22 protein-coding genes are annotated in these 25,491 nt (G+C 60.7%); 17 read left to right on the top strand and 5 right to left on the bottom strand.

Annotated features, from left to right (window positions below; all coding sequences use genetic code 11):
• Positions 1-139: 139 nt before the first annotated feature.
• Positions 140-1,669 carry an NADH-quinone oxidoreductase subunit M gene (gene nuoM, locus KHQ26_RS18610; protein WP_004214591.1) on the top strand — a complete coding sequence of 510 codons (1,530 nt, stop codon included), beginning with the start codon at positions 140-142 and terminating at the stop codon, positions 1,667-1,669.
• A 6-nt stretch (positions 1,670-1,675) separates the two neighbouring features.
• Complete coding sequence (gene nuoN / locus KHQ26_RS18605) at positions 1,676-3,133, top strand: NADH-quinone oxidoreductase subunit NuoN (RefSeq protein ID WP_004151107.1); 1,458 nt, start codon at positions 1,676-1,678, stop codon at positions 3,131-3,133.
• 54 nt (positions 3,134-3,187) lie between these two features.
• On the opposite strand, the gene rnz is transcribed toward nuoN, so the two are convergent.
• Entirely contained in the window at positions 3,188-4,108 is a 921-nt protein-coding gene (gene rnz / locus KHQ26_RS18600; RefSeq protein ID WP_020804386.1) for a ribonuclease Z, read from the bottom strand.
• Positions 4,109-4,165: 57 nt separating this feature from the next.
• On the opposite strand from rnz, the gene KHQ26_RS18595 reads away from it, so the two are divergent.
• The 7 genes from KHQ26_RS18595 to menE all read left to right on the top strand — a co-directional run bounded on the left by KHQ26_RS18595 (position 4,166) and on the right by menE (position 11,770).
• Complete coding sequence (locus KHQ26_RS18595; protein WP_004184987.1) at positions 4,166-4,627, top strand: GNAT family N-acetyltransferase; 462 nt, start codon at positions 4,166-4,168, stop codon at positions 4,625-4,627.
• A gap of 135 nt (positions 4,628-4,762) precedes the next feature.
• On the top strand, positions 4,763-6,052 hold the full coding sequence (menF, locus tag KHQ26_RS18590) for an isochorismate synthase MenF (RefSeq protein ID WP_020804382.1): 1,290 nt from the start codon (positions 4,763-4,765) through the stop codon (positions 6,050-6,052).
• An 82-nt stretch (positions 6,053-6,134) separates the two neighbouring features.
• The gene (gene menD / locus KHQ26_RS18585; RefSeq protein WP_020804381.1) at positions 6,135-7,805 is read left to right on the top strand and encodes a 2-succinyl-5-enolpyruvyl-6-hydroxy-3-cyclohexene-1-carboxylic-acid synthase; all 1,671 of its coding nucleotides are present in this window, start codon (positions 6,135-6,137) and stop codon (positions 7,803-7,805) included.
• Positions 7,802-8,560, top strand: coding sequence for a 2-succinyl-6-hydroxy-2,4-cyclohexadiene-1-carboxylate synthase (gene menH, locus KHQ26_RS18580; protein ID WP_004175016.1), 759 nt, complete (start codon positions 7,802-7,804; stop codon positions 8,558-8,560). Before menD ends, menH begins: the two co-directional genes overlap by 4 nt.
• A gap of 14 nt (positions 8,561-8,574) precedes the next feature.
• The gene (menB, locus tag KHQ26_RS18575; RefSeq protein WP_002913098.1) at positions 8,575-9,432 is read left to right on the top strand and encodes a 1,4-dihydroxy-2-naphthoyl-CoA synthase; all 858 of its coding nucleotides are present in this window, start codon (positions 8,575-8,577) and stop codon (positions 9,430-9,432) included.
• The gene (gene menC, locus KHQ26_RS18570) at positions 9,432-10,397 is read left to right on the top strand and encodes an o-succinylbenzoate synthase (RefSeq protein WP_004175019.1); all 966 of its coding nucleotides are present in this window, start codon (positions 9,432-9,434) and stop codon (positions 10,395-10,397) included. Before menB ends, menC begins: the two co-directional genes overlap by 1 nt.
• Positions 10,394-11,770: an o-succinylbenzoate--CoA ligase gene (menE, locus tag KHQ26_RS18565; RefSeq protein ID WP_004175021.1), complete on the top strand. Its 1,377-nt coding sequence runs from the start codon at positions 10,394-10,396 to the stop codon at positions 11,768-11,770. The genes menC and menE overlap by 4 nt, the downstream gene beginning before the upstream one ends.
• 55 nt (positions 11,771-11,825) lie before the next feature.
• On the opposite strand, the gene nudI is transcribed toward menE, so the two are convergent.
• Positions 11,826-12,251, bottom strand: a complete 426-nt coding sequence (nudI, locus tag KHQ26_RS18560; protein WP_004175023.1) for a nucleoside triphosphatase NudI — start codon at positions 12,249-12,251, stop codon at positions 11,826-11,828.
• Between the two features lie 137 nt (positions 12,252-12,388).
• Between nudI and KHQ26_RS18555 the strand changes: the two genes are divergently transcribed.
• The 7 genes from KHQ26_RS18555 to yfaU all read left to right on the top strand — a co-directional run bounded on the left by KHQ26_RS18555 (position 12,389) and on the right by yfaU (position 19,802).
• Complete coding sequence (locus KHQ26_RS18555) at positions 12,389-13,330, top strand: Rpn family recombination-promoting nuclease/putative transposase (RefSeq protein ID WP_004180717.1); 942 nt, start codon at positions 12,389-12,391, stop codon at positions 13,328-13,330.
• 274 nt (positions 13,331-13,604) lie between these two features.
• Entirely contained in the window at positions 13,605-14,147 is a 543-nt protein-coding gene (locus KHQ26_RS18550) for a YfaZ family outer membrane protein (protein WP_002913070.1), read from the top strand.
• Positions 14,148-14,249: 102 nt separating this feature from the next.
• Positions 14,250-15,446, top strand: coding sequence for a nicotinamide mononucleotide deamidase-related protein YfaY (locus KHQ26_RS18545; RefSeq protein ID WP_004151110.1), 1,197 nt, complete (start codon positions 14,250-14,252; stop codon positions 15,444-15,446).
• Between the two features lie 204 nt (positions 15,447-15,650).
• Positions 15,651-16,436: an IclR family transcriptional regulator gene (locus KHQ26_RS18540; RefSeq protein WP_020804379.1), complete on the top strand. Its 786-nt coding sequence runs from the start codon at positions 15,651-15,653 to the stop codon at positions 16,434-16,436.
• A gap of 10 nt (positions 16,437-16,446) precedes the next feature.
• The gene (gene rhmD, locus KHQ26_RS18535; protein ID WP_004175029.1) at positions 16,447-17,652 is read left to right on the top strand and encodes an L-rhamnonate dehydratase; all 1,206 of its coding nucleotides are present in this window, start codon (positions 16,447-16,449) and stop codon (positions 17,650-17,652) included.
• Between the two features lie 42 nt (positions 17,653-17,694).
• Positions 17,695-18,984, top strand: a complete 1,290-nt coding sequence (locus KHQ26_RS18530; RefSeq protein ID WP_002913045.1) for an MFS transporter — start codon at positions 17,695-17,697, stop codon at positions 18,982-18,984.
• A 14-nt stretch (positions 18,985-18,998) separates the two neighbouring features.
• The gene (gene yfaU, locus KHQ26_RS18525; protein WP_004899554.1) at positions 18,999-19,802 is read left to right on the top strand and encodes a 2-keto-3-deoxy-L-rhamnonate aldolase; all 804 of its coding nucleotides are present in this window, start codon (positions 18,999-19,001) and stop codon (positions 19,800-19,802) included.
• Positions 19,803-19,823: 21 nt separating this feature from the next.
• Here the strand turns inward: yfaU and glpC are convergent, their stop codons facing one another.
• The 3 genes from glpC to glpA are packed head-to-tail and all read right to left on the bottom strand — an operon-like array spanning position 19,824 to position 23,870.
• The gene (gene glpC / locus KHQ26_RS18520; protein WP_020804388.1) at positions 19,824-21,002 is read right to left on the bottom strand and encodes an anaerobic glycerol-3-phosphate dehydrogenase subunit GlpC; all 1,179 of its coding nucleotides are present in this window, start codon (positions 21,000-21,002) and stop codon (positions 19,824-19,826) included.
• Positions 20,999-22,258 (bottom strand): glycerol-3-phosphate dehydrogenase subunit GlpB, encoded by a 1,260-nt coding sequence (gene glpB / locus KHQ26_RS18515; RefSeq protein ID WP_020804376.1) that lies wholly within the window; start codon positions 22,256-22,258, stop codon positions 20,999-21,001. The genes glpC and glpB overlap by 4 nt, the downstream gene beginning before the upstream one ends.
• Positions 22,248-23,870, bottom strand: coding sequence for an anaerobic glycerol-3-phosphate dehydrogenase subunit A (gene glpA, locus KHQ26_RS18510; protein ID WP_020804389.1), 1,623 nt, complete (start codon positions 23,868-23,870; stop codon positions 22,248-22,250). Before glpA ends, glpB begins: the two co-directional genes overlap by 11 nt.
• A gap of 271 nt (positions 23,871-24,141) precedes the next feature.
• Between glpA and glpT the strand changes: the two genes are divergently transcribed.
• Complete coding sequence (glpT, locus tag KHQ26_RS18505) at positions 24,142-25,488, top strand: glycerol-3-phosphate transporter (protein ID WP_002913019.1); 1,347 nt, start codon at positions 24,142-24,144, stop codon at positions 25,486-25,488.
• The last annotated feature ends 3 nt before the right edge of the window (positions 25,489-25,491 follow it).

Below are 25,491 nucleotides of genomic sequence, written 5' to 3'. Positions count from 1 at the left end.
TCGCTTACCGGGCCTACGAGACCGTAGGTCGGGTAAGCGAAGCGCCACCCGACACAACAAACCGCACTCAAACGTGAATGTAGTCGAATTCGTTGAAAATCGGTCCTGAACGGGACTTTAACAAGGAATAAAAATCGCCATGTTACTACCCTGGCTAATATTAATTCCCTTTATCGGCGGCTTCCTGTGCTGGCAGACCGAACGCTTTGGCGTGAAAGTGCCGCGCTGGATTGCGCTGATTACCATGGGACTGACGCTGGTGCTTGGCCTGCAGCTGTGGATGCAGGGCGGCTATTCTCTGACGCAATCCGCGGGTATTCCGCAATGGCAGTCGGAATTCGTGCTGCCGTGGATCCCACGCTTCGGCATTAGCATCCATCTGGCGATCGACGGCCTGTCGCTGCTGATGGTGGTGCTGACCGGTCTCCTCGGCGTGCTGGCGGTGCTCTGTTCGTGGCGTGAAATCGAAAAATACCAGGGCTTCTTCCACCTCAACCTGATGTGGATCCTGGGCGGCGTTATCGGCGTGTTCCTCGCCATCGACATGTTCCTGTTCTTCTTCTTCTGGGAAATGATGTTGGTGCCGATGTACTTCCTGATCGCGCTGTGGGGCCACAAAGCCTCGGACGGTAAAACGCGTATCACAGCGGCCACCAAGTTCTTCATCTATACCCAGGCGAGCGGTCTGGTGATGCTGATTGCCATTCTGGCGCTGGCCTTCGTCCACTTCAACGCCACCGGCGTGTGGACCTTCAACTATGAAGAGCTGCTGAAAACCCCGATGTCTCACGGCGTGGAATACCTGCTGATGCTCGGCTTCTTCATCGCCTTCGCGGTGAAAATGCCGGTGGTGCCGCTGCACGGCTGGCTGCCGGACGCTCACTCCCAGGCGCCGACCGCCGGCTCTGTCGACCTCGCGGGGATCCTGCTGAAAACCGCCGCCTACGGTCTGCTGCGCTTTGCGCTGCCGCTGTTCCCGAATGCCTCCGCCGAGTTTGCGCCCATCGCCATGTGGCTGGGCGTGATTGGTATCTTCTACGGCGCGTGGATGGCCTTCGCCCAGACCGATATTAAACGCCTGATCGCCTACACTTCCGTGTCCCACATGGGCTTCGTGCTGATTGCTATCTACACCGGCAGCCAGCTGGCCTATCAGGGAGCGGTGATCCAGATGATTGCTCACGGTCTGTCCGCGGCGGGTCTGTTTATTCTCTGCGGCCAGCTGTACGAACGTCTGCATACCCGCGATATGCGCCAAATGGGCGGTCTGTGGAGCAAAATTAAATGGCTGCCGGCGATGTCGATGTTCTTCGCGGTCGCCACTCTGGGGATGCCGGGCACCGGTAACTTCGTCGGCGAATTTATGATCCTGTTCGGCAGCTATAAAGTGGTGCCGACGATCACCGTCATCTCCACCTTTGGTCTGGTATTCGCGTCCGTTTACTCGCTGTCGATGTTACATCGCGCTTACTTCGGTAAAGCGAAGAGCGAAGTGGCGGCGAAAGAGTTGCCGGGGATGTCCCTGCGTGAACTGTCTATCATCCTGCTGCTGGTGGTGCTGCTGGTGCTGTTGGGCTTCTTCCCGCAGCCGATCCTCGACACCTCGCATGCTGCGATGAGCAACATTCAGCAGTGGTTTGTTAATTCTGTTTCTACTACAAGGCCGTAATTCGCCATGACAATAACTCCACAACAACTGATCGCACTGCTACCGCTGCTGATCGTCGGCTTGACGGTGGTGGTTGTGATGCTCTCCATTGCGTGGCGACGCAATCATTTTCTCAATGCCACGCTGTCGGTTCTTGGACTTAACGCCGCGCTGGTCTCGCTCTGGTTCGTCGGCCAGAACGGGGCGATGGACGTCACGCCGCTGATCCGCGTTGACGGCTACGCCATGCTTTACACCGGTCTGGTGCTGCTGGCGAGCCTCGCGACCTGTACTTTCGCCTACCCGTGGCTTGAGGGTTACAAGGACAACAAAGAAGAGTTCTACCTGCTGGTGCTGATCGCCGCCCTGGGCGGCATTCTGCTGGCCGGCGCGAATCATCTGGCGGCGCTGTTCCTCGGTATTGAGCTGATTTCGCTGCCGCTGTTCGGCCTGGTTGGTTACGCCTTCCGCCAGAAGCGTTCGCTGGAAGCGAGCATCAAATACACCATCCTCTCCGCGGCAGCTTCGTCCTTCCTGCTGTTCGGTATGGCGCTGGTGTATGCGAACTCCGGCAACCTGTCCTTCCTCGCGCTGGGCAAAAGCCTGGCGGACAACATGCTGCACGAGCCGCTGCTGCTGGCGGGCCTCGGTCTGATGATCGTCGGTCTTGGCTTTAAACTGTCGCTGGTGCCGTTCCACCTGTGGACGCCGGACGTTTACCAGGGGGCGCCTGCGCCGGTCTCCACCTTCCTGGCGACCGCCAGCAAGATCGCTATCTTCGGCGTAGTGATGCGTCTGTTCCTGTACATGCCGGTGGGCAACAGCGAAGCGGTACGCGTGGTGCTGGGCCTGATCGCCTTCGCCTCTATCATCTTCGGTAACCTGATGGCGCTGAGCCAGACCAACATTAAGCGCCTGCTCGGTTACTCTTCCATCTCCCATCTCGGCTATCTGCTGGTGGCGCTGATTGCCCTGCAGAGCGGTGAAATGTCGATGGAAGCCGTGGGCGTTTACCTGGCCGGTTACCTGTTCAGCAGCCTCGGCGCGTTCGGCGTGGTCAGCCTGATGTCCAGCCCGTACCGCGGTCCGGATGCTGACTCGCTGTTCTCCTACCGCGGCCTGTTCTGGCACCGTCCGATCCTGTCGGCTGTGATGACGGTGATGATGCTCTCCCTGGCCGGTATCCCGATGACCCTCGGCTTTATCGGTAAGTTCTACGTGCTGGCCGTCGGTGTGCATGCGCATCTGTGGTGGCTGGTTGCCGCGGTGGTTGTCGGCTCGGCGATCGGTCTCTACTACTACCTGCGCGTGGCAGTGAGCCTGTATCTGAGCGCGCCGGAGCAGCTGAATCGCGATGCGCCGTCAAACTGGCAGTACAGCGCCGGCGGTATCGTGGTGCTGATCTCCGCGCTGCTGGTGCTGGTGCTCGGTATCTGGCCGCAGCCGCTGATTAGCATCGTGCAGCTGGCGACGCCGCTGATGTAAGTTGATTGACTCAATAAAAAACCGCCGGGATGGCGGTTTTTTTATGCCCGGATTTTACGCCATCTTGTAGACCATAAAGTCTTCCGCCAGCAGCGTGTTAGGGAAAATCTCCCGGCATTCCGCCAGCATACGCAGACAGCCTTCGGCATCGTAGCGCGAGCTAAAGTGGGTGGCGATCAGCGTACCGACCCCCGCTTCTTTGGCAAGCGCCGCGGTCTGCTGACTGGAAGAGTGGCCGCGGCTATTGGCTTTCTCCGCCATCGCCTGCTCAAGGGTGGTTTCGTGGACCATCACATCCGCCCCGCGAGCCATCTCCAGCGCCTGCGGGCAGGGGGCGGTATCGCCGAAGATGGCCAGCGTTTTACCCGGGGTCGCTGGCCCCAGATAGCGGCTGCCGTCGATGACCCGGCCATCTGCCAGCTCGACGCGCTGTCCGCGCTTGAGTTGATGGAACAGCGGCCCGGGAGGTACGCCATCGGCAATCAGCTGGGCGGCGTCGAGGGTGCCGGGCTTGTCATGCTGCGCAATGCGATACCCATAGCACTCCACCGGATGGCTGAGCGGATACGCGGTGACCCGATAGCCCTCTTCGTCGAACACCAGACCAGGGCCGACTTCGATGATGGTGAGCGGATAGTCGGTCCACGAACCGCTCAGGCGCAGCGCGGTCTCAACAAACTCTTTGAGTCCTTTTGGCCCGTAGAGGGTGAGGGGAAGGGAGTTTCCCTGCATCGAGCGGCTGCACAGCAGGCCGGGCAGGCCGAACAGGTGGTCGCCGTGCAGATGGGTAATAAAAATCTTATTCAGTTTGCCGGGATGGTAGGGCGTGTGAAGAAACTGATGCTGGGTCCCTTCGCCGCAGTCAAACAACCACATTTCGGTGCGGGTCGGCTGTTGCAAATTCAGTATTATCGACGTCATATTACGCGTGCGGGTCGGCACCCCGGCGGATGTCCCCAAAAAAGTTAATTCCATCGTCCAGTGTCCTCAGGGCGAGTCGCAAAGTATCAGTATATCAATAAGGAGCAGCAGATGATGACCTGGCAGGATCTCCACCATAGTGAACTCACCGTTCCCCAGCTGTATGCGCTGCTGAAATTGCGCAGTGAAGTCTTTGTCGTAGAGCAGCAGTGCGTCTATCAGGATGTCGACGGCGATGATTTGGTTGGTGAAAATCGCCATCTGCTCGGCTGGCGCGATGGCGAACTGGTGGCCTACGCGCGGATCCTCAAAAGCGAAGAGGAGTTTGCGCCGGTGGTGATTGGCCGGGTCATCGTCAGCCCCGCCGCCCGTGGTGCGAAGCTCGGCTATCAGCTGATGGAGCAGGCGCTGGCTAGCTGTCAGCAGCACTGGCCGCAAAAGGCGATTTACCTCGGGGCGCAGGCGCACCTGCAATCCTTTTACGCCCACTTCGGTTTTACGCCGGTGACCGAGGTCTATGATGAGGATGGCATCCCCCACATTGGCATGGCGCGAGAAAAGCGCGCTGTCTGACTCCTCTGCACCCTCGTCCACGCGCAGCTCTGGCCCGGCGAGCGGGTAAGATAAAACCCGCTCCCTCATCATGGGTACTGCTATTCCGTCGTCGAACCCCTTATAATGTGGGGTTTTACTACCGTGGAGGTTTGCGTGCTGTCTGTTTCCACTGCGCTGGCCCGTTTGCAAGACGGCCTGGGCGAGTCATTTCCAGACTCGCCCGGCACGCGAATTATCGATGTTGCCTTTCCGCTGAATGATGCCTTCGATCCGCTACTATGGTGTGGCCAGCAGGCGCAATGGCCGCAGTTTTACTGGCAGCAGCGCAATGGCGATGAGGAACTGGCGACGCTGGGGGCGGTAAAAACCTTTTTCTCGCTCGACGCGGCGAACCGCTTTTTACGCCAGGCCGGCCGGCAGGATCTGCGTATCTGCGGCCTGAATGCGTTTGAACCGCAGCAGGGCAGCCTGGCGCTGCCGCGTCTGGAGTGGCGCCGGTGCGGCGGCAGGGCCGTGCTGCGGCTGGTGCTGCATAGTGATATCTCCCTGCGTGAGGATGCCGCGACGGCCCGCGCGTTTCTCGCCAGCCTGACAACCACTCAGGCGACTCCCGGCGCCATACCGCCGTTGCTGAGCGAGCGCCACTCATCCGACTATCCTCAATGGCAGGCAATGATTGCGCGGGCGACTAAGGCGATCAGCGCCGGTGAAATGGATAAAGTAGTACTGGCGCGGGCAACCGACCTGCAGTTTGCCGCCCCGCTGGATGCCGTGAGCATCATGGCGGCTAGCCGGCGCAGCAATCTTAACTGTTTTCATTTCCTGATGGCGTTCAATGCCCGGCAGGCATTTTTCGGCTCCACGCCGGAACGGCTGTGGCGCCGGCGCGGCGCGCTGCTGCGCACCGAAGCGCTGGCGGGGACCGTCGCGAACCATCAGGAAGACGCGAAGGCGCAGCAACTGGCCGACTGGTTGATGAAAGACGACAAAAACCAGCGGGAAAACATGCTGGTGGTAGAGGATATCTGCCAGCGCCTGCAGAGTGAGGCCTCGACGCTGGACGTCCTGCCGCCGCAAGTGGTGAGGCTGCGTAAGGTGCAGCATCTCCGACGCTGCATCTGGACCGAGCTGGCGGCGCCTGACGACAGCCGCTGTCTGCTGCAGCTGCAGCCCACCGCCGCGGTGGCCGGCCTGCCGCGCCGGGCGGCGCTGGCGTTCATTCAGCGTCATGAACCGTTTTCCCGCGAATGGTACGCCGGGTCCGCCGGGTATCTGTCACTGGCGCAAAGCGAGTTTTGCGTGGCGCTGCGTTCGGCGAAAGTGAACCACGACACCCTGCGGTTGTATGCCGGGGCGGGGATCGTCAGCGGCTCTGATGCACAGCAGGAGTGGCAGGAGATTGACAACAAAGCAGCCGGGCTGCGCTCGCTGCTGTGTCCATAAAGCTTGAATGACGATGCATATCAAAACGACGTCACTTTGCCTTATCTATACTTAGCATCAATATTTGATACCGGACAATTTCATGTCAGTAAGCGCATTTAACCGACGCTGGGCGGCGGTGATCCTGGAAGCTTTAACGCGCCATGGCGTGCAGCATATCTGCATCGCGCCGGGCTCGCGATCGACACCCTTAACCCTGGCGGCGGCGGAAAACCGCGCCTTTATCCATCATACCCATTTCGACGAACGCGGCCTCGGCCACCTGGCGCTCGGCCTGGCGAAGGCCAGCCGGCAGCCGGTGGCGGTGATAGTCACCTCCGGGACCGCCACCGCAAACCTCTATCCGGCGCTGATTGAGGCAGGGCTCACCGGTGAAAAGCTGATCCTGTTAACCGCCGACCGTCCGCCGGAGCTGATCGACTGCGGCGCGAACCAGGCTATCCGCCAGCCGGGGATGTTTGCCTCCCATCCTGTGCAGACGATTTCTTTGCCGCGTCCCTCGCAGGATATTCCTGCCCGTTGGCTGGTCTCAACCATCGACCAGGCGCTGGGGGCGCTGCACGCCGGCGGGGTGCATATTAACTGTCCGTTCGCTGAACCGCTGTATGGTGATATGGATGAGACCGGCGTGGAGTGGCAGCAGCAGCTCGGCAACTGGTGGCAGAGCGACAAACCCTGGCTGCGCCAGGCGCTGCAGTTAGAGAGCGAGAAGCAGCGCGACTGGTTCTTCTGGCGACAAAAACGCGGCGTCGTCGTGGCGGGCAGAATGAGCGCCGCGGAAGGGAAAAAGGTCGCTGAGTGGGCGCAGACCCTCGGCTGGCCGCTGATCGGCGATGTCCTGTCGCAGACCGGGCAGCCGCTGCCGTGCGCCGACCTGTGGCTGGGCAACGGCAAAGCGGTCAGCGAGCTGGCGCAGGCGCAGATCGTCGTGCAACTCGGCAGCAGCCTGACCGGCAAACGCGTGCTCCAGTGGCAGGCGACCTGCGAGCCGGATGAATACTGGCTGGTGGATAATCTGCCCGGTCGCCTCGACCCGGCGCAGCACCGCGGTCGCCGTCTGCTCTCAAGCGTTGAGCGCTGGCTCGAATTACATCCGGCGGAGAAACGCCAGCCGTGGGCGACGGTGATCCCACAGCTTGCCGGGCAGGCGTGGCAGGCTGCGGTCGCCAGCAACGAGCCTTTTGGCGAAGCGCAGCTGGCGCAGCGTATTCGGCGCTATCTGCCGGAGCAGGGCCAATTGTTTGTTGGCAACAGCCTGGTGGTGCGCCTGATCGACGCCCTGGCGCAGTTGCCGGCCGGGTATCCGGTCTACAGCAACCGCGGCGCCAGCGGTATCGATGGCCTGATCGCCACTGCGGCCGGCGTGCAGCGCGCCAGCGCCCGACCGACGCTGGCCATCGTTGGCGATCTCTCCGCGCTCTACGATCTCAACTCGCTGGCCCTGCTGCGCCAGGCGTCGGCGCCGCTGGTGCTGATCGTGGTGAATAACAACGGCGGGCAGATTTTTTCTATGCTGCCGACGCCGCAGGACGAACGCCGTCAGTTCTATTTAATGCCGCAGAACGTGGATTTCAGCCACGCGGCGGCGATGTTCGGCCTGGCCTATCATCGCCCTGATGACTGGCCGTCGCTGGATGAGGCGCTGGCCGGCGCCTGGCGCAGGGCAGGGGCGACGGTGATTGAGCTGGCGGTCAATGAGACCGACGGCGCGCAGACCCTCCAGCAGCTGCTGGCGCAGGTAAGTCGCCTGTGATCCTCAGCGCTGCTGTCGACAACGGCCAGCCGGGCTATCCCTGGCTGGTGTTTCTGCACGGTTTTTCCGGCGACCGCAACGAGTGGCGGAAAGTGGGCGACGCCTTTCCCGCCTGGCCGCGGCTGTACCTCGATCTGCCGGGGCACGGCGGCTCCGCGGATATCGCGGTGCAGGACTTTGCCGGGGTCAATACTCTGCTGCAGTCTATGTTTAATAGTTACAACATACATAAGTATTGGCTGATCGGCTACTCGCTGGGCGGCCGGGTGGCAATGAACTTCGCCAGCCAGCCGCGCGCAGGCATGCGCGGGCTGATCGTTGAAGGCGGCCATCCGGGCCTGCAGGATGTAGAGGCGCGGCAGGCGCGGCGCAGCAATGATAGCGCCTGGGCGGAACGTTTTCGCCGCGAGCCGCTTGAGCAGGTCTTTGCCGACTGGTATCAGCAGCCGGTCTTCGCTTCGCTGAATGCCGCGCAGCGTGAGTCATTGGTCGCCTTACGCAGCCGGAACAACGGCGCGACGCTGGCGGCGATGCTGCAGGCAACCTCCCTTGCCGCGCAGGCCGATCTGCGCGCGTCTCTGCAGGCGCGCGATTTTCCTTTTCACTACCTGTGCGGCGAGCGCGACGCGAAGTTTCGCGCCATCGCGCAGACGCTCGCGGCGGATCTCCATCTTATTCACCATGCCGGACACAACGCGCACCGGGACAACCCGGCGGCGGTGATTGCCTGTCTGGCGCAGATTCTGGCAAGTTAACTGAAGGACATTCTATGATCTCTCTTGATGAAGCAATGCTCTACGCCCCCGTTGAATGGCACGATTGCTCCGAAGGCTATACCGATATTCGCTATCACAAATCGACTGACGGGATTGCCAAAATCACCATTAATCGTCCGCAGGTGCGCAACGCCTTCCGCCCGCTGACCGTCAAAGAGATGATCCAGGCGCTGGCGGATGCCCGCTATGACGACAATATCGGCGTCATCGTGCTGACCGGTGAAGGTGAGAAAGCCTTCTGCGCCGGCGGCGACCAGAAAGTCCGCGGCGACTACGGCGGCTATCAGGACGACTCCGGCGTTCATCATCTTAACGTGCTCGACTTCCAGCGTCAGATCCGCACATGCCCGAAACCGGTGGTCGCGATGGTGGCCGGCTACTCTATCGGCGGCGGTCACGTGCTGCATATGATGTGCGATCTGACTATCGCGGCGGAAAACGCCATCTTCGGCCAGACCGGGCCAAAAGTCGGCTCTTTCGACGGCGGCTGGGGCGCCTCCTATATGGCGCGGATCGTCGGGCAGAAAAAAGCGCGCGAAATCTGGTTCCTGTGCCGCCAGTATGACGCTCAGCAGGCGCTGGACATGGGGCTGGTGAATACCGTGGTACCGCTGGCGGATCTGGAAAAAGAGACCGTGCGCTGGTGTCGTGAAATGCTGCAGAACAGCCCGATGGCCTTGCGCTGCCTGAAAGCGGCGCTGAACGCCGACTGCGACGGCCAGGCTGGTCTGCAGGAGCTGGCGGGCAACGCCACCATGCTGTTCTATATGACGGAAGAGGGGCAGGAAGGACGCAACGCCTTCAACCAGAAACGTCAGCCGGACTTCAGCAAATTTAAACGGAATCCATAATGCGCGTTTCGCAGGTTTACCGCTGGCAGATACCGATGGACGCGGGCGTGGTGCTGCGCGAGCGGCGGTTAAAAACCCGCGACGGGCTGTTCATCCGCCTGCAGGAGGGGGAACGCGAAGGCTGGGGCGAAATTTCTCCCCTGCCGGGATTCAGTGTCGAGACGCTGGAAGAGGCGCAAATGGCGCTGTTAGCGTGGGCACAGGCCTGGCGCGACGGCGCCGAGCCGCCGCTTCCCACGCAGCCCTCCGTCGCGTTTGGCATCAGCTGCGCGCAGGCGGAGCTTGGCGGCGAACTACCGCAGGCCGCGGATTATCGCGCGGCGCCGCTCTGCTCCGGCGATCCGGATGAGCTATTCGCCAGACTGGCGGCGATGCCCGGCGAGAAGGTCGCTAAGGTCAAAGTTGGCCTCTGGGAGGCGGTCCGCGACGGTATGGTGGTCAATCTGCTGCTGGAGGCGATCCCCGACCTGCAGCTGCGGCTCGATGCCAACCGCGCCTGGACGCCGCTCAAAGCGCAACAGTTCGCCAAATACGTTAATCCGGCGTACCGCCAGCGCATTGCTTTTCTTGAAGAACCTTGCAAAACGCGGGAGGATTCTCGGGCCTTTAGCCGCGAGACAGGGATCGCTATCGCCTGGGATGAAAGCCTGCGCGAGGCGGATTTCCGCTTTGTCGCCGAGCCGGGGGTGCGTGCGGTGGTGATCAAACCGACGCTAACCGGCAGTTTGCTGAAGGTGCAGCAACAGGTCGCCGCGGCGCATGCGCTGGGGTTGAGCGTAGTGATCAGCTCGTCGATCGAGTCCAGTCTCGGCTTAACCCAGCTGGCGCGGATTGCCGCCTGGCTGACGCCGCAGACTATTCCTGGGCTGGATACGCTGTCGCTGATGGGCGCCCAACTGGTACGGCCGTGGCCCGAAAGTACGCTGCCGGTGCTCAACATTGATGCGCTGGAGCCGCTGCTGTGACCTTTAACGACTGGCCCTGGCGGCACTGGCGTCAGCGGCGCGGAGAGGCCCTCGCCTTACGTCTGAATAACCAGCCGTTGACCTGGCGGGAGCTATGCGCGCGGGTTGACGCGCTGGCGTCTGGTTTTGCCGCGCAGGGCGTAATGGAAGGGCAGGGCGTGGCGCTCCGGGCCTATAACCAGCCGGAAACTCTGCTGGCATGGCTGGCGCTGCTACAGTGCGGGGCGCGGGTGCTGCCGCTGAATCCGCAGCTGCCAGCGGTGTTGCTGCAGGCGTTGTTACCCGCGTTAACCATGCAGCATCAGCTGGTACTGAATGGCGATGTGTTGCCGGGGAATTTACCGATGTTAACCCTGCAGTTGGTCGAGGGCGAGCATGCTGTTTGCTGGCATGGCGATCGGTTGGTGTCGATGACGTTGACCTCCGGTTCAATCGGCCTGCCGAAAGCGGCGGTACATAGCGCCAGCGCCCATCTGGCCAGCGCGGCTGGCGTGCTGGCGCTGATGCCGTTTGCCGCAGGAGATGACTGGCTGCTGTCGCTGCCGTTGTTCCATGTCTCCGGTCAGGGGATCGTCTGGCGCTGGCTGCTGGCCGGCGCGCGACTTACGGTATGTGACAAACAGCCGCTGGCGCAGATGCTGCACGGCTGTACCCATGCTTCGCTGGTGCCGACTCAGCTATGGCGCCTGCTGAATGATGATGCTGCGGTTTCCCTCAAGGCGGTGCTGCTCGGCGGCGCGTCGATCCCGGTCGAATTGACTGAACGGGCGCGAAAGCAGGGCATACGCAGCTTCTGCGGCTATGGCCTCACCGAATTCGCCTCCACCGTGTGTGCCAAAGAGGCCGACGGCGCTGCGGATGTTGGCGAAGCGCTGCCGGGGCGAGAGGTGAAAATTGTCGCCGGCGAGATCTGGCTGCGGGCGTCGAGTATGGCCGCAGGCTACTGGCGGGATGGTCAATTGTTGTCATTAACCAACAATGAAGGCTGGTTTGCGACGCGCGATCGCGGAGCATTGCATAACGGTCGGCTGACGGTTGTTGGGCGACTGGATAACCTCTTTTTTAGCGGTGGAGAAGGTATTCAACCGGAAGAGGTCGAGCGTGTGATACTCGCCCATCCACAGGTACAGCAGGTGTTTATCGTGCCGCTGGATGATGCGGAATACGGCCAGCGCCCGGTAGCGGTGGTGGAATGCGATGACGGCTGCGAGTTGAGCGCGCTGGCGGCATGGAGCGCTGAGCGGTTAGCGCGTTTTCAGCAGCCGGTGCGTTGGCTGCGGTTGCCGGAAACGTTAAAAAACGGCGGGATTAAGATTTCGCGCCGGGCGCTGTGCGAGTGGGTCAGGCAGCAGACGCATGCGACCGTATCGTAGCCACCCTCATTATCCCGCGGCATAACGCCGGGTGGGTTGAACGCGGTATGCTGGACTAAAGTAGCCCTTTCAGGCTGAGAGTAACGCGGGTGGCGGCATTAAGATCGTAGTTTTTGAGATCTTCGGCTTTGACCCAGGCGTAATCGTCAAACTCCTCGTTGATCGTCACATCGCGATTGGCGCTCACGCAGTTGAAGATGAGATAGATCATGTAGATCGTTTCCTGATGCCCGTCGGGGTAGGTTTTGACGCGGGTATCGTCGCGAAAGCACCATGGCGCGATATGGGTAAGGATGAGTTTTTCGCCGAGCTCTTCGCGTATTTCCCGCCGCAGCGCCTCTTCAATACGTTCCCCTGGCTCCACGCCGCCGCCGGATAAGGCCCATTGCCCGGGAAAAACCCCGCGGTCGGCGGCCATTTTGCAAAGCAGATAATGGCCTTCATTCTCGATCAGCGGGCAAACAATCGTCCTGTGGCGCATGGGTTTTCTCCTGCAGAGGGATGGGGCGGTATGCTGGTGAAATAGTTTGCGAGCCGCCTCGGTAAACTGCAAGCGAAATACAGTTCAGGTCTTGTTGAGTGCTACGTTAAGCGAAAATGATTGTATGGAGCACCGCCATGGAAAGGGCGACGAATTCCCCCCACGATGCTGTATTTAAACACCTGCTGTCGCATCGGGCGACGGCCAGGGATTTTCTGGACATTCACCTTCCCGCACCGCTGCGCGCGTTATGTAATCTGAACACGCTGCGGCTGGAGTCCGGGAGCTTTATTGACGACGAACTGCGGGCGAGTCATTCCGATATCCTTTACTCGCTGCAAACGCAGGCGGGGGAGGGCTATATCTATCTGTTGATAGAGCACCAAAGCTCGGCGGACCGCCATATGGCATTTCGCCTGATGCGCTATGCGATAGCCGCGATGCAGCGTCATCTGGATAAAGGGCATACGCAGCTGCCGCTGGTGATCCCGCTGCTGTTTTATCATGGTCGCGTTTCTCCCTGGCCTTACCCGATGTGCTGGCTGGCAGGCTTTGCCGATCCGGACATCGCGCGGCGGATCTATGGTGAAGATTTTCCCTTAATTGATATCACTAGCACCCCGGACGATGAAATCATGCGCCATCGGCGCGTGGCGATGCTGGAGCTGCTACAGAAGCATATTCGCCAGCGGGATTTGATGGACCTGCATGAGCAGCTGGTCAGGCTCCTGGCGCTGGGATACACTAGCCGCAGGCAGCTTAAGACGCTGTTGCACTATTTATTACAGGCAGGAAACGCCGCCGATCCGGTTGCTTTTTTGCGCCATCTTGCGCAAAACGTTCCCCGGCGGCCGCATAAGGAGACGCTAATGAATATTGCCCAGTTTCTGGAACAACGCGGCCATCAGCAAGGATTAAAGCAAGGTCTTGAACAAGGTCTACAGCAAGGTATCGAGCAAGGTGAGCAGCAGACCGCGGAGCGTATCGCCCGGGCGATGCTTGCTAACGGACTCGACCTGTCGCTGGTGGCGAAACTGACCGGCCTCGCCCCGGAATGTCTGGCCCGGCTGCAGCATTAATTATTCCCTTATCCACCCGCGCCGCGCCGATCGTGCGGCGCCAGCTCTCTGTTTTCGTCAATGTGTCAGCGTTAATCATAATAAACATGAATATTACTGGCGTTGGATAGGCTGTTCGTGGTTCTGGCAACGCTCGATGCCGTAAAAATACGCAACTGGTTACACTCTTGTGAAAATTCATTTCGCCAGGTCATTGATTCCTGATGGGTGCGCAGTAGAATTTTCAGGTTTTTTCGGGACTTCTTTGATTTTAATTTTCTGGATAGAGTAAATAATGAAAAAAAGCATTTTTATGGCGCTGGCGGGCGTGATGATGGTTTCTTCGGCGGCCCATGCGATTAGCGTTACCGGTGAAGCCGGCGAGCATTACACCAACCTTGGCGTCGGCTTCGGCACCGAGTCCACCGGCCTGGCCGTTTCGGGTAACTGGCTGCACAGCGATAACGACGGCGACGCCGCGGGTTTAGGCCTGGGACTCAATATTCCGCTGGGGCCGTTCCTCGCGACCGTGGGTGGTAAAGGTATTTACACCAATCCGAAACAGGGCGATGAAGGTTATGCGGCCGCGGTCGGCGGCGGCCTGCAGTGGAAAATCGGCGACAGCTTCCGCCTGTACGGCGATTATTACTACTCTCCGGATTCGCTCTCCAGCGGCATTGATAGCTACCAGGAAGCCAACGTCGGCGCCAGCTGGACCATTATGCGTCCGCTTAGCATCCAGGCCGGCTACCGTTACCTGAACCTGGCGGGCAAAGATGGCAACCGCGATAACACCATCGCCGACGGCCCATACATCGGCGCCAGCGCCAGCTTCTAATCTCTTCCGGCGCGGCATCTTCTTGCTGCGCCAGATTTTCCTCCTCGTCAGCATCCCGCTTTGCGTTATAGTATTTCTCACCTGGCAGGCAAGGAGTGAGCAATGTTGAATGTGGAAATGCTGTCCACCGGCGATGAAGTGTTGCATGGTCAAATTATTGATACCAATGCGGCATGGCTGGCGGATTTCTTTTTTAATCAGGGTTTACCGTTAACGCGCCGCAATACCGTTGGCGACGATCTCGATGCGCTGGTGGCGATTCTGCGCGAACGCAGCGAACAGGCGGATGTGCTGATCGTCAACGGCGGCCTCGGCCCAACCAGCGACGACCTGAGCGCGCTGGCCGCCGCCACTGCGAAAGGCGAAGGGCTTATTTTGCATCCGGAGTGGCTGGAAACCATGACCCGCTTTTTTGCCGAGCGCGGCAGGCCGATGGCGGAAAGCAACCGTAAGCAGGCGGAAATCCCGGCCAGCGCCGAGATGATCAACAACCCGGTCGGTACGGCCTGTGGCTTTGCCATCCAGCTCAACCGCTGCCTGATGTTTTTCACTCCCGGGGTCCCCTCTGAATTTAAGGTGATGGTCGAGCAGGAAATTTTACCGCGCCTGCGCCAGCGCTTTACGCTGCCGGACCCGCCGGTATGCCTGCGTTTGACCACCTTTGGCCGCTCGGAGAGCGAGCTGGCGCAAAGTCTTAATCCGCTGACGCTGCCTCCGGGCGTGGTGATGGGTTACCGCTCGTCGATGCCGATCATTGAACTCAAGCTAACCGGACCGGCCAACCAGCGCGACGCCATGCTGGCTCTGTGGCCGGAGGTGCGTAAGGTGGCTGGCGACAGCCTGATTTTCGAAGGCACGGAAGGGTTACCGGCGCAGATCGCCCGCTGTCTGCAGGAGCGGCAGCTGAGCCTGACGCTCAGCGAGCAGTTTACCAGCGGCCTGCTGGCGCTCCAGCTGTCCCGCGCCGGCGCGCCGCTGCTGGCCAGCGAAGTCGTTCCGGCGCAGGAGGAGACGCTGGCGCAGGCGGCCCGCTGGGCGGCCGAGCGGCGCATAAACCATTTTGCCGGCCTGGCTCTGGCGGTGAGCGGTCAGGAAAACGATCATCTTAACGTGGCCCTGGCCACCCCGGACGGCACCTTCGCACTGCGGGTGAAGTTTAGCGCCACCCGCCACAGCCTGGCGGTACGCCAGGAAGTCTGCGCTATGATGGCGTTAAACATGCTGCGTCGCTGGCTGAATGGCCAACCGCTGGCCAGCGAACATGGCTGGATTAACGTGGTGGATTCCCTCTCGCTGTAAGTCATTCCCCCCGGCGCACCGTATCCTCGGGGCGCCGGTCGTCCAACCTGTTGTACTCTTCTGAAAAAATTCTGTGCGTTAAGTCGCAATTTTCTGCTGCGAACGGTCCAGTATACGGGAAAACGATTGCCCCGCGATGTCGCTCACACTTTACCGCCCGGACAATCGCAACACTGATTCCAGTATTCAGGATTGGAGTCCAGTATGTTGGAATCAACGAAAGTCCCGGCGCTGACCCGCGCGATTGAGATCCTCAATTTAATTGGCCGCATCGGCCCCTGCAGCGCGGCGACGATAATAGCGGATCTGGGGATCCCGAAAAGCACGGTGTATCTGCTGCTGGGCGAGCTGAAAAAGCAGCGCTTCATCAGTATGGATAATCAGGATAACTACTGCCTGTGGACCAAGCTGGTGGAGCTGGCCGGGCAGGCGCTGAGCAAAATGGACCTGCGCGAGCTGGCGCGGCCGCGCCTCACCCGGCTGATGGATGAGTGCGGCCTGCTTTGTCACTTGGGCATTATCGATCAGGGTAACGCCTACTACATTCTGAAAATTGAGTCTCCCGCCACCATCAGCGTGCGCTCGCATGAGGGTAAGAGCCTGTCTCTTTACCGCTCCGGGATCGGCAAATGTTTGCTGGCCTGGCAGCCCGCCAGCGTTCAGGCGTCGATTATCGAAGACCTGCAGTGGGAGCGGGCCACGCCAACGACCATCACCGATGCTCAACAGCTGCGGGAGGAGCTGGGGCGGATCCGCGCCCGGGGCTGGAGCTTTGATAATGGCGAGGACTATCCGGATGTGCGCTGCGTGGCTGCCCCGGTATTTAACGCCAATAACGACCTGACCGCCGCCATCTCGGTGGTGGGTACCCGTCTGCAAATCAATGAAGACAATCGCGATTACCTGGCTGGTAAGGCGATTGCCTGCGCGAAAGATATTTCACGTCTGCTGGGGTGGAAAAGCCCCTTCGAACAACTCGCCTCATCATAAGGAGAACATCATGACCCTACCGAAAATTAAACACGTCCGCGCCTGGTTCATCGGCGGCGCCACAGCAGAGCAGGGCGCCGGCGGCGGCGATTACCATGACCAGGGGGCTAACCACTGGATTGACGATCATATCGCCACCCCGATGAGCAAATATAAACAGTATGAGCAGTCCCGGCAGTCGTTTGGCATCAACGTGCTGGGGACGCTGATTGTGGAAGTGGAAGCCGACAACGGACAGACCGGCTTTGCGGTGTCGACGGCCGGGGAGATGGGCTGCTTTATCGTCGAAAAACATCTCAACCGCTTTATCGAAGGCAAATGCGTCAGCGATATCAAACTGATCCATGACCAGATGCTTAACGCCACCCTTTACTACGCGGGATCCGGCGGCCTGGTGATGAATACCATCTCCTGTGTCGACCTGGCGCTGTGGGACCTGTTCGGGAAAGTGGTTGGCCTGCCGGTCTACAAACTGTTGGGTGGGGCGGTGCGCGACGAAATCCAGTTCTATGCCACCGGCGCACGTCCGGACCTGGCGCAGGAGATGGGCTTTATCGGCGGCAAAATGCCTACCCACTGGGGGCCGCACGATGGCGACGCCGGGATCCGCAAAGACGTCGCCATGGTGGCGGATATGCGCGAAAAATGCGGCCCGGATTTCTGGTTAATGCTGGACTGCTGGATGAGCCAGGACGTTAACTATGCCACCAAACTTGCCCATGCCTGCGCCCCTTATAACCTCAAGTGGATCGAAGAGTGTCTGCCGCCGCAGCAGTATGAAGGCTATCGCGAGCTGAAGCGCCAGGCGCCGGCCGGGATGATGGTGACCAGCGGCGAGCACCACGGCACGCTGCAGTCCTTCCGCACCCTGTCGGAAACCGGCATCGATATTATGCAGCCCGACGTCGGCTGGTGCGGCGGCTTAACCACCCTGGTGGAGATCGCGGCCATCGCCAAAGCGCGCGGGCAGCTGGTAGTGCCCCACGGCTCGTCGGTTTACTCACATCATGCGGTGATCACCTTTACCAACACGCCGTTCAGCGAGTTTCTGATGACCAGTCCGGACTGCGCCACGCTGCGCCCGCAGTTCGACCCGATCCTGCTCGGCGAGCCGGTGCCGGAGAGAGGGCGCATTCATAAATCGGTCCTGGATAAACCCGGCTTTGGCGTCGAGCTCAATCGCGACTGCAACCTGAAGCGTCCTTATCAACACTGATTGCGTCAGGCCGCCCGGCGGCCCGCGCCTGAGGATATTATGATGAGCAACACTCTGCTGGAGAGCGTGGTGAAGAAAAACCGCGCCCGCTTAATCCCCTTTATGCTGGCGCTGTACGTGCTGGCGTTTCTTGACCGTTCTAATATCGGTTTCGCCAAAGAGACCTACCAGCTGGATACCGGACTCAGCAATGAGGCCTACGCGCTGGGGGCCGGTATCTTCTTTGTGGTCTATGCCTTCCTCGGGGTGCCGGCCAATCTGCTGATGCGCAAATTTGGCGCCAGGCGATGGATCGGCTGCACCACGCTGCTGTGGGGCGTGCTGTCGGCGGCGATGGCGTGGGCGGATACGGAAGCGAAATTCCTGCTGGTACGTACCCTGCTGGGCGCGGCGGAGGCGGGCTTCTTTCCCGGAATGATCTACCTCACTTCACAGTGGTTTCCCCAGCAAAACCGCGCCAGCATTATGGGGCTGTTTTATATGGGCGCGCCGCTGGCCCTGACGCTGGGATCGCCTTTATCCGGTGCGCTGCTGGAGATGCATGGATTTATGGGCCATCCCGGCTGGTTCTGGATGTTTGTCATTGAAGGCCTGCTCGCCGTCGCCGCGGGAGCGTTCACCTTCTTCTGGCTGGACGATTCGCCGCAGCATGCCCGCTTCCTGAGCGCAGCGGAGAAACAGGCGCTGATAAGCGAGCTGGCGCGCGAGGAGGAGAAAAAGATTGCCTCGCGCCTGTCCGATGCGCTGCGTAACGGGCGGGTCTGGCAGCTGGCGCTGATTTATCTGACCATTCAGGTGGCGGTCTATGGTCTGATTTTCTTCCTGCCCACCCAGGTTGCTGCGCTGCTGGGCACCAAAGTCGGCTTCGTTGCCTCGGTGGTGACGGCCATCCCGTGGGTGGCGGCGCTGTTTGGCACCTGGCTTATCCCTCGCTACTCCGATCGCACCGGCGAGCGACGCAATATTGCCGCCCTGACGCTGCTGGCGGCGGCGGTCGGGATTGCAGTGTCCGGACTGGTGGCGCCGGTGCTGGCTATCATCGCGCTGTGCGTGGCGGCGGTCGGGGTGATCGCCGTGCAGCCGGTCTTCTGGACGATGCCGACGCAGCTGCTGTCCGGCACGGCGCTGGCCGCAGGGATTGGCTTTGTTAACCTGTTTGGCGCCATCGGTGGTTTTCTGGCGCCGATCGTGCGCGTGCAGGCCGAAACGTTGTTCGCCAGCAGCGCCGCCGGACTGTTAACCCTGGCCGGCGTCGCCATTGTCGGGGTGGTCATTATCTTTTCATTGAGCCTTACCCGCGCGGTACCCCAGCGCGGCAGCGTACAGCATTGAATAAAGGAATCGCTATGAACGCACTGTTATCTAACCCCTTCAAACGGGGATTATTACGCGGTGAGACGCAAATCGGCCTGTGGCTGAGCTCCACCTCATCCTACATGGCGGAGATCGCTGCGACGTCGGGATACGACTGGCTTCTGATCGACGGCGAGCATGCCCCGAACACCATTCAGGACCTTTATCATCAGCTGCAGGCGATTGCCCCCTATGCCAGCCAGCCGGTCATTCGCCCGGTCGAGGGCAACCGCAGCCTGATAAAACAGGTGCTGGATATTGGCGCCAGAACCTTGCTGGTGCCGATGGTCGATACCGCCGAGCAGGCTCGGGAGGTGGTCTCAGCGACCCGTTATCCCCCCATCGGGAGCCGCGGCGTTGGCGCCGGCGTGGCGAGAGCGGCGCGCTGGGGAAGGGTGGAGAATTATATGGCGGAGGCAAATGACGAACTTTGTCTGCTGATTCAGGTCGAGAGCCGAACCGCGCTGGAGAACCTGGACGCTATTCTCGAGGTGGACGGCATTGACGGGGTGTTCATCGGTCCGGCGGATCTCTCCGCCTCGCTGGGCTACCCGGACGATGCCGGTCACCCTGACGTGCAGCGGGTGATCGAGCAGAGCATCCGGCGCATTCGCGCGGCGGGGAAAGCGGCCGGATTTCTGGCGGTCGACCCGGCGATGGCGGAAAAATGTCTTGCCTGGGGGGCCAACTTTGTCGCCGTCGGGGTGGATACCATGCTGTATACCCAGGCGCTGGACCGCCGGCTGGCGATGTTTAAATCTGACAGCGCCCAGCCGCAAGAGAAAACGAGCTATTGACGGCACAGGCTGGCGCTGGGCTCAGACGAGCGCCTGCGCCAGCACCGTCAGCGGATGCTCGCAGCGTTTGCTGGTGGACATCTCAATCTGCCATTTGCAGGTCTCGCAGTCGGTGACGACGAGGTCGGCCCCGCTCTCCTCAATCTGACGGAACAGCGGGGCGCCGATAGCCTGGGATACCGCGTAATTCTCAGTTTTAAACCCGTAGGTGCCTGCGATGCCGCAGCACTGTGAATCCAGCACCTCCAGCTGCAGGCCGGGGATCAGCCGCAGCAGCTCGAGGGTATACAGCGACCAGCCCATCTTTTCCATATGACACGGGGTGTGATAGACCACCTTCAGCGGCAGCGGGCGCAGCGGTAGCGTCCTGCCGGCAGCCAGCTGTTTCCAGATCCAGCGGGTGGCAAGCTCGACCCGATCGCGAAGATCGCTGTTATCGACATCGAGGAGATGGGGGTATTCATCACGTAGCGTAAAGGCGCAGGTCGAGGAGGTGGCAATGATCGGTAGCGTGTTTTCCCGCATCGCAGCGACGTTACTCTGCGCCTGTTTACGCGCCTTGTCGAAAAAGCCGTTGGCGATCAGCGGCACGCCGCAGCATTTTTCCTTCGATAACAACTGCACGCCGGTACCCAGCGCGTTGACGACGCGGATCAGATCCTTACCCAGCTGCGGATGGTTATAGTTGACGTAGCAGCCATGAAAGAAGACCACCTGCTCAGGGTACTGCGCCTGTCTGGCCGCGAGCTGGCGGTAAGCGCGGCGGAAGGTGCCGAAGCCATATTTCGGTAGTGTGCGCCGGTGGTCGATTTTAAGCGCCGCGTCGAGCAGGCGGCGTACCGGTTTTAAACCGGTCGTGGCGTTGACCAGGGGGGCAAAGGGAGTGGAAAGGGTGCCCATCAGGTCGGTATGGCTGAGGATGGCGTCGCGCAGGGTCGGCTTTTGCTGGCCGTACTGTGCCCGGGCGCGCTGAATGATATCGCCAATTTTCACATCCGACGGGCAGGCAACCTCGCAGCGCTTGCAGTTAATGCAGTACTTCAGCGCCTCGTCGTACAGCGCGCCATCCTTCAGACGCAGACGTTCGCCGTCCGGCCCCGCCTGTTTCGGGCCGGGATAGCGTGGATTGACCCGACTTACCGGGCAGGTGGTGGTACAGACCGTGCACTTAATGCAGCTTTCAAAACGGGTATCGTTCATGGCCGGCCTCCGGCAAGGGCGTGGATCTGTCTGGCGGCGTGCAGCGCGGTGACGGCGCAGACACCGCCGCCACAGCCGAGCTGAATGGCATCGAACCCGCCGAGCAATGAGCCAATGGCGAACAGATTATGGAACGGCTGCCCGTCCAGCAGGGGGCGCAGCAGGGCATCGGTTTTCACGCCGAACCGCTGCCACGGTTGTGAGGCGAAGAAATCGCGCTGGTACCAGCTTTCCCGTGGCAGGGTCTGCTGCAGATCGAGGCCGAGGATCGGCTCGCGCACGCTATCGCGAGTGGCGACAAGACCGTTGCTGAAAAAGCTGCCGCTGGCCAGCACGGTGAAACGCGGACGCAGTGCGACATCGCCGTGATTTCGCGTCCAGACGGCCTCGACGGCGTCCTGCTGATGGCTGATTTTCACCACTTCATCGCCAGCAAGCCAGGTGCCGCCCTCACGAATGAACTGGCGTTGCAGCTGAGAATGTAAACGCATCCCGGGAACCGAAGGCGGCAGCGTCGGCAGCAAACGCAGCGGGCAGGGCAGACGCGTCTGCAGCCAGGGGTACAGGCGATCGTCGGCGAGGCCAAAACAGGCGGGCATGATCAGCAGGTCATGCTGCTGCGCCAGCGGCAGCAGCGCTGCATGCAGGGCCGGCCATAGATTCTCATCATCCAGCACGCGGGCGATGTTAGCGGCGCGAAACTCGGTGGGGTTGTCACGCAGCACATCCAGCAGCGGTAACTCGATTTCCACCGCCGCGGCGGTAACTCCGTGTTGACCGAGTGCAGCGGCGGCGAGATGCGGCTGAAAATCGGCAAAGCCGCTGATCCCCACCAGGCAGACGCCTTGCTGCGGCAGTGGCGCCAGCGGAACCTCTTGTGGTGACAACCATGCCGGGCGCAACGTCCCCAGCGGCGTCACCCGTCGGTGAGGCTGGCGCGCGTCGCCCTGCATCACCGCGCCGCAGGCGGCCAACAGGGCTTCGGTCTGTGTCGCGTATTCGAGTACCGCCCCGGCGCCGAGCCGGGAATAAGGGTGTTCAGGAAGCTGTTCAGCGAGTTGCTGCAGACCTTGTGCGACGTCAGTAACGTTATCGCCGTTGGGCAGCGCCGAGAGCAGGTCTAACGACGCGGAGGAAAAATGCAGCGCGCTCTGCCCGCGGCTGATAATGACGCTGCGCAGGCCGTACTGATTCAGCGCCAGCCCGCACAACAGGCCGGCGAGCCCGCCGCCGACAATTGCGCAATCAAACTTCATCCTGGTGCTCCTGTGGCAGTCCGCACAGGCCGAGGTAGACCCAGCGGGTAAATTCGCTTTCGCGCAGCGCATCGCCCCAGGCGATGGGCTGAACGCCCTTCCAGCGTTCATTGAGAAACGCCGAGAGCTGGGTTAATGACTGCGCGGGGGTGGTGACGTTAAAGCGCTGCAACAGTCCGGCAGCGCGGCAGGCGCAGAGTTCCCCCTGGCAGGTGCCCATGCCAATCCGGGTGCGGCGGCGCAGGTCGAGGAGGGTGTTGACCGCCAGATTTTCCACCGCGTATTTCACTTCGCCAGCGGTAACGGCTTCGCATTCGCAGACCAGGCTACGGTGCTGGCGGCTGTCGCCAAGCCAGGCAGGAGTGCGATCGCCGTGACGGTAGACGGCCGAGCCGCGCAGCGGGGTGGGGAGGGAGATAATTTTTTGCAGGGTACTTTCCGTTGGCTCCTGTGAACCGGGCAGCGGGGTCTCGGCCGTGCTACAGGGGGTGGTGTTTCCCAGCTTACGACAGACGGCGTCGGTGGCCCACTCGGCCATCAGGCGATAGGTCATCAGCTTGCCGCCGGTGATAGTAATGAAGCCTTCCATACCGTCACGCTGGGCATGGTCGAGCAGGACGATGCCGCGGCTGACGCTGCGCCCGCTGGGATCGTTATCGCTGGCCACCAGCGGGCGGACGCCGGAGTAGGCGCGGAGGATCCGGGTGCGGCCCATGACCGGCGCCAGCTTTTCGCCTTCGCGCAGCAGGGTATCGACTTCCGCCGTCGTTACCCGGTTGTCGTCAATGTCGTCATAAGGAATATGCATTGAGGTGGTGCCGATCAGCGAGATGGTATCCCCGGGCACCAGAATATCGGCGTCGGCCGGCTTACGGCAGCGGTTGATCACCAGGTTGTTAATCCGGTGGTCGAGGATCAACAGCGATCCCTTCGCCGGGAACATGGTGATGCGCAGGTCGGCATATTCCGCAATGCGCTGCCCCCAGATCCCGGCGGCGTTAACCACCACCCCGGCGTACAGCGTGCGGGCCTGGTGAAGTTGGCGGTCGTATACCTGGACGCCACAGACGCGATCGCCCTGGCGTAGCAGGCCTGTCACTTCGCAGCCGGTAAGGATCTGCGCGCCGTGTTCGCGGGCGTCGAGCATATTGGCCGCGGTGAGGCGAAACGGGTCGATGGTGCCGTCCGGGACCTGCACCGCGCCCAGCAGCGTCGGGTTGACGGCGGGCTCCCGGCGCAGCGCGTCCTGCGGCGAGAGCGGCGTGGCCTCAATGCCGGCCTGCTGGCAGGCGGTGATAAAAGTCTGCTGATACGCCATGTCATCTTCAGGCAGGGTGATAAACAGCCCATTGGTCGGTTCAATGCAGTGGCGGGCGATGCGGCGCAGGATGCGGTTCTCACTGATGCATTCGCGGGCGGATTCGTTGTCGGTCACCGCGTAGCGGGCGCCGCTGTGCAGCAGTCCATGATTCCGGCCGGTCGCCCCGGTGGCGATATCATGGCGCTCAATGAGCAGCGTTCGTAATCCGCGCCGGGCGCAGTCGCGGGCGATACCGGCGCCGGTTGCTCCGCCGCCGATGATAATGACCTCGCTATCAAGACGTCCCGTCATCTTCAGCTCCTCTGCTTTCGTTTAACGCCATTTAGCCACAATTAGTAAGGTTATTGTTTGATTTCGAGCATATTCGCGCGTTATTTGAGCGTGTTATGTGATTTCGTGCTCACATTGGAACGTTTTGTCATATTTCTGTAACAAATTGTGCGATGTTTCACAGTATCAACTCTACGTATTGCCTACCATCGCGACCATATTTGAAGTTGGTGATTAATCTGGGATTTTGTCGTGACGTCAGTAGAAAACAGCAAGGGCCACGGAGGCTGATATGTTAAGTATTTTTAAACCCGCCGCGCATAAAGCGCGTTTGCCAGCAGCGGAGATTGACCCGCTATATCGCCGATTACGCTGGCAGATTTTTATTGGCATCTTTTTTGGTTATGCCGCCTACTATTTGGTTCGTAAGAACTTTGCCCTGGCGATGCCTTATCTTATCGAGCAGGGGTTCTCTCGTGGCGACCTCGGCTTCGCCCTTTCCGGTATCTCCATCGCCTATGGATTTTCGAAATTCATCATGGGATCGGTCTCTGACCGCTCGAATCCGCGCATTTTCCTGCCGGCTGGCTTGATCCTCGCCGCGCTGGTGATGCTGGTGATGGGCTTCGTGCCGTGGGCGACGTCCAGCATCATGATAATGTTCGTGCTGCTGTTCCTCTGCGGCTGGTTCCAGGGGATGGGCTGGCCGCCGTGCGGCCGGACCATGGTGCACTGGTGGTCGCAGAAAGAGCGCGGCGGGATTGTCTCGGTGTGGAACTGCGCGCATAACGTCGGCGGCGGCATTCCGCCGCTGCTGTTCCTGTTAGGGATGGCGTGGTTTAACGACTGGCACGCGGCGCTGTATATGCCGGCATTCGGCGCCATTCTGCTGGCGATTTTCGCCTTCGCAATGATGCGCGACACCCCGCAGTCCTGCGGTCTGCCGCCGATTGAAGAATATAAAAACGACTATCCGGATGACTATAGTGAAAAGCACGAAGAAGAGCTGACGGCGAAGCAGATCTTTATGCAGTACATTCTGCCGAACAAGCTGCTGTGGTACATCGCTATCGCTAACGTCTTCGTTTATCTGCTGCGCTACGGCATTCTGGACTGGTCGCCGACCTACCTGAAAGAGGTCAAACACTTCGCGCTGGATAAATCCTCCTGGGCCTACTTCCTGTACGAGTACGCGGGGATCCCTGGCACCCTGCTGTGCGGCTGGATGTCGGACAAAGTGTTTAAAGGCAACCGCGGCGCGACCGGCGTGTTCTTTATGACCCTGGTGACCATCGCCACTGTCGTTTACTGGCTGAACCCGCCGGGCAATCCGGGCGTCGATATGGCCTGTATGATTATTATCGGCTTCCTGATCTACGGCCCGGTGATGCTGATCGGTCTGCATGCCCTCGAGCTGGCGCCGAAAAAAGCCGCCGGGACCGCCGCGGGCTTCACCGGCCTGTTTGGCTATCTTGGCGGTTCCGTGGCGGCGAGCGCCATCGTCGGCTACACCGTCGATTTCTTCGGCTGGGACGGCGGCTTCATGGTGATGATCGGCGGCAGCGTGCTGGCGGTTATCCTGCTGGTTATCGTGATGCTTGGCGAGCGTCGTCATCATCAACAACTGAAACAAGCCTAAGGA

The sequence above is a fragment of the Klebsiella sp. 10 genome (assembly GCF_018223925.1).
GTDB lineage: Bacteria > Pseudomonadota > Gammaproteobacteria > Enterobacterales > Enterobacteriaceae > Klebsiella > Klebsiella pneumoniae.
Note: the sequence above shows the minus strand (reverse complement) of the source record. Positions and strands in the feature narration are given on the sequence as shown.

Coding starts and splice junctions, on each gene's coding strand:
- nuoM (WP_004214591.1), top strand. CDS start 140: ATGTTACTACCCTGGCTAATATTAATTCCCTTTATCGGCGGCTTCCTG.
- nuoN (WP_004151107.1), top strand. CDS start 1,676: ATGACAATAACTCCACAACAACTGATCGCACTGCTACCGCTGCTGATC.
- rnz (WP_020804386.1), bottom strand. CDS start 4,108: ATGGAATTAACTTTTTTGGGGACATCCGCCGGGGTGCCGACCCGCACG.
- KHQ26_RS18595 (WP_004184987.1), top strand. CDS start 4,166: ATGATGACCTGGCAGGATCTCCACCATAGTGAACTCACCGTTCCCCAG.
- menD (WP_020804381.1), top strand. CDS start 6,135: ATGTCAGTAAGCGCATTTAACCGACGCTGGGCGGCGGTGATCCTGGAA.
- menB (WP_002913098.1), top strand. CDS start 8,575: ATGATCTCTCTTGATGAAGCAATGCTCTACGCCCCCGTTGAATGGCAC.
- menC (WP_004175019.1), top strand. CDS start 9,432: ATGCGCGTTTCGCAGGTTTACCGCTGGCAGATACCGATGGACGCGGGC.
- nudI (WP_004175023.1), bottom strand. CDS start 12,251: ATGCGCCACAGGACGATTGTTTGCCCGCTGATCGAGAATGAAGGCCAT.
- KHQ26_RS18555 (WP_004180717.1), top strand. CDS start 12,389: ATGGAAAGGGCGACGAATTCCCCCCACGATGCTGTATTTAAACACCTG.
- KHQ26_RS18550 (WP_002913070.1), top strand. CDS start 13,605: ATGAAAAAAAGCATTTTTATGGCGCTGGCGGGCGTGATGATGGTTTCT.
- KHQ26_RS18545 (WP_004151110.1), top strand. CDS start 14,250: ATGTTGAATGTGGAAATGCTGTCCACCGGCGATGAAGTGTTGCATGGT.
- KHQ26_RS18540 (WP_020804379.1), top strand. CDS start 15,651: ATGTTGGAATCAACGAAAGTCCCGGCGCTGACCCGCGCGATTGAGATC.
- rhmD (WP_004175029.1), top strand. CDS start 16,447: ATGACCCTACCGAAAATTAAACACGTCCGCGCCTGGTTCATCGGCGGC.
- KHQ26_RS18530 (WP_002913045.1), top strand. CDS start 17,695: ATGAGCAACACTCTGCTGGAGAGCGTGGTGAAGAAAAACCGCGCCCGC.
- yfaU (WP_004899554.1), top strand. CDS start 18,999: ATGAACGCACTGTTATCTAACCCCTTCAAACGGGGATTATTACGCGGT.
- glpC (WP_020804388.1), bottom strand. CDS start 21,002: ATGAACGATACCCGTTTTGAAAGCTGCATTAAGTGCACGGTCTGTACC.
- glpB (WP_020804376.1), bottom strand. CDS start 22,258: ATGAAGTTTGATTGCGCAATTGTCGGCGGCGGGCTCGCCGGCCTGTTG.
- glpA (WP_020804389.1), bottom strand. CDS start 23,870: ATGACGGGACGTCTTGATAGCGAGGTCATTATCATCGGCGGCGGAGCA.
- glpT (WP_002913019.1), top strand. CDS start 24,142: ATGTTAAGTATTTTTAAACCCGCCGCGCATAAAGCGCGTTTGCCAGCA.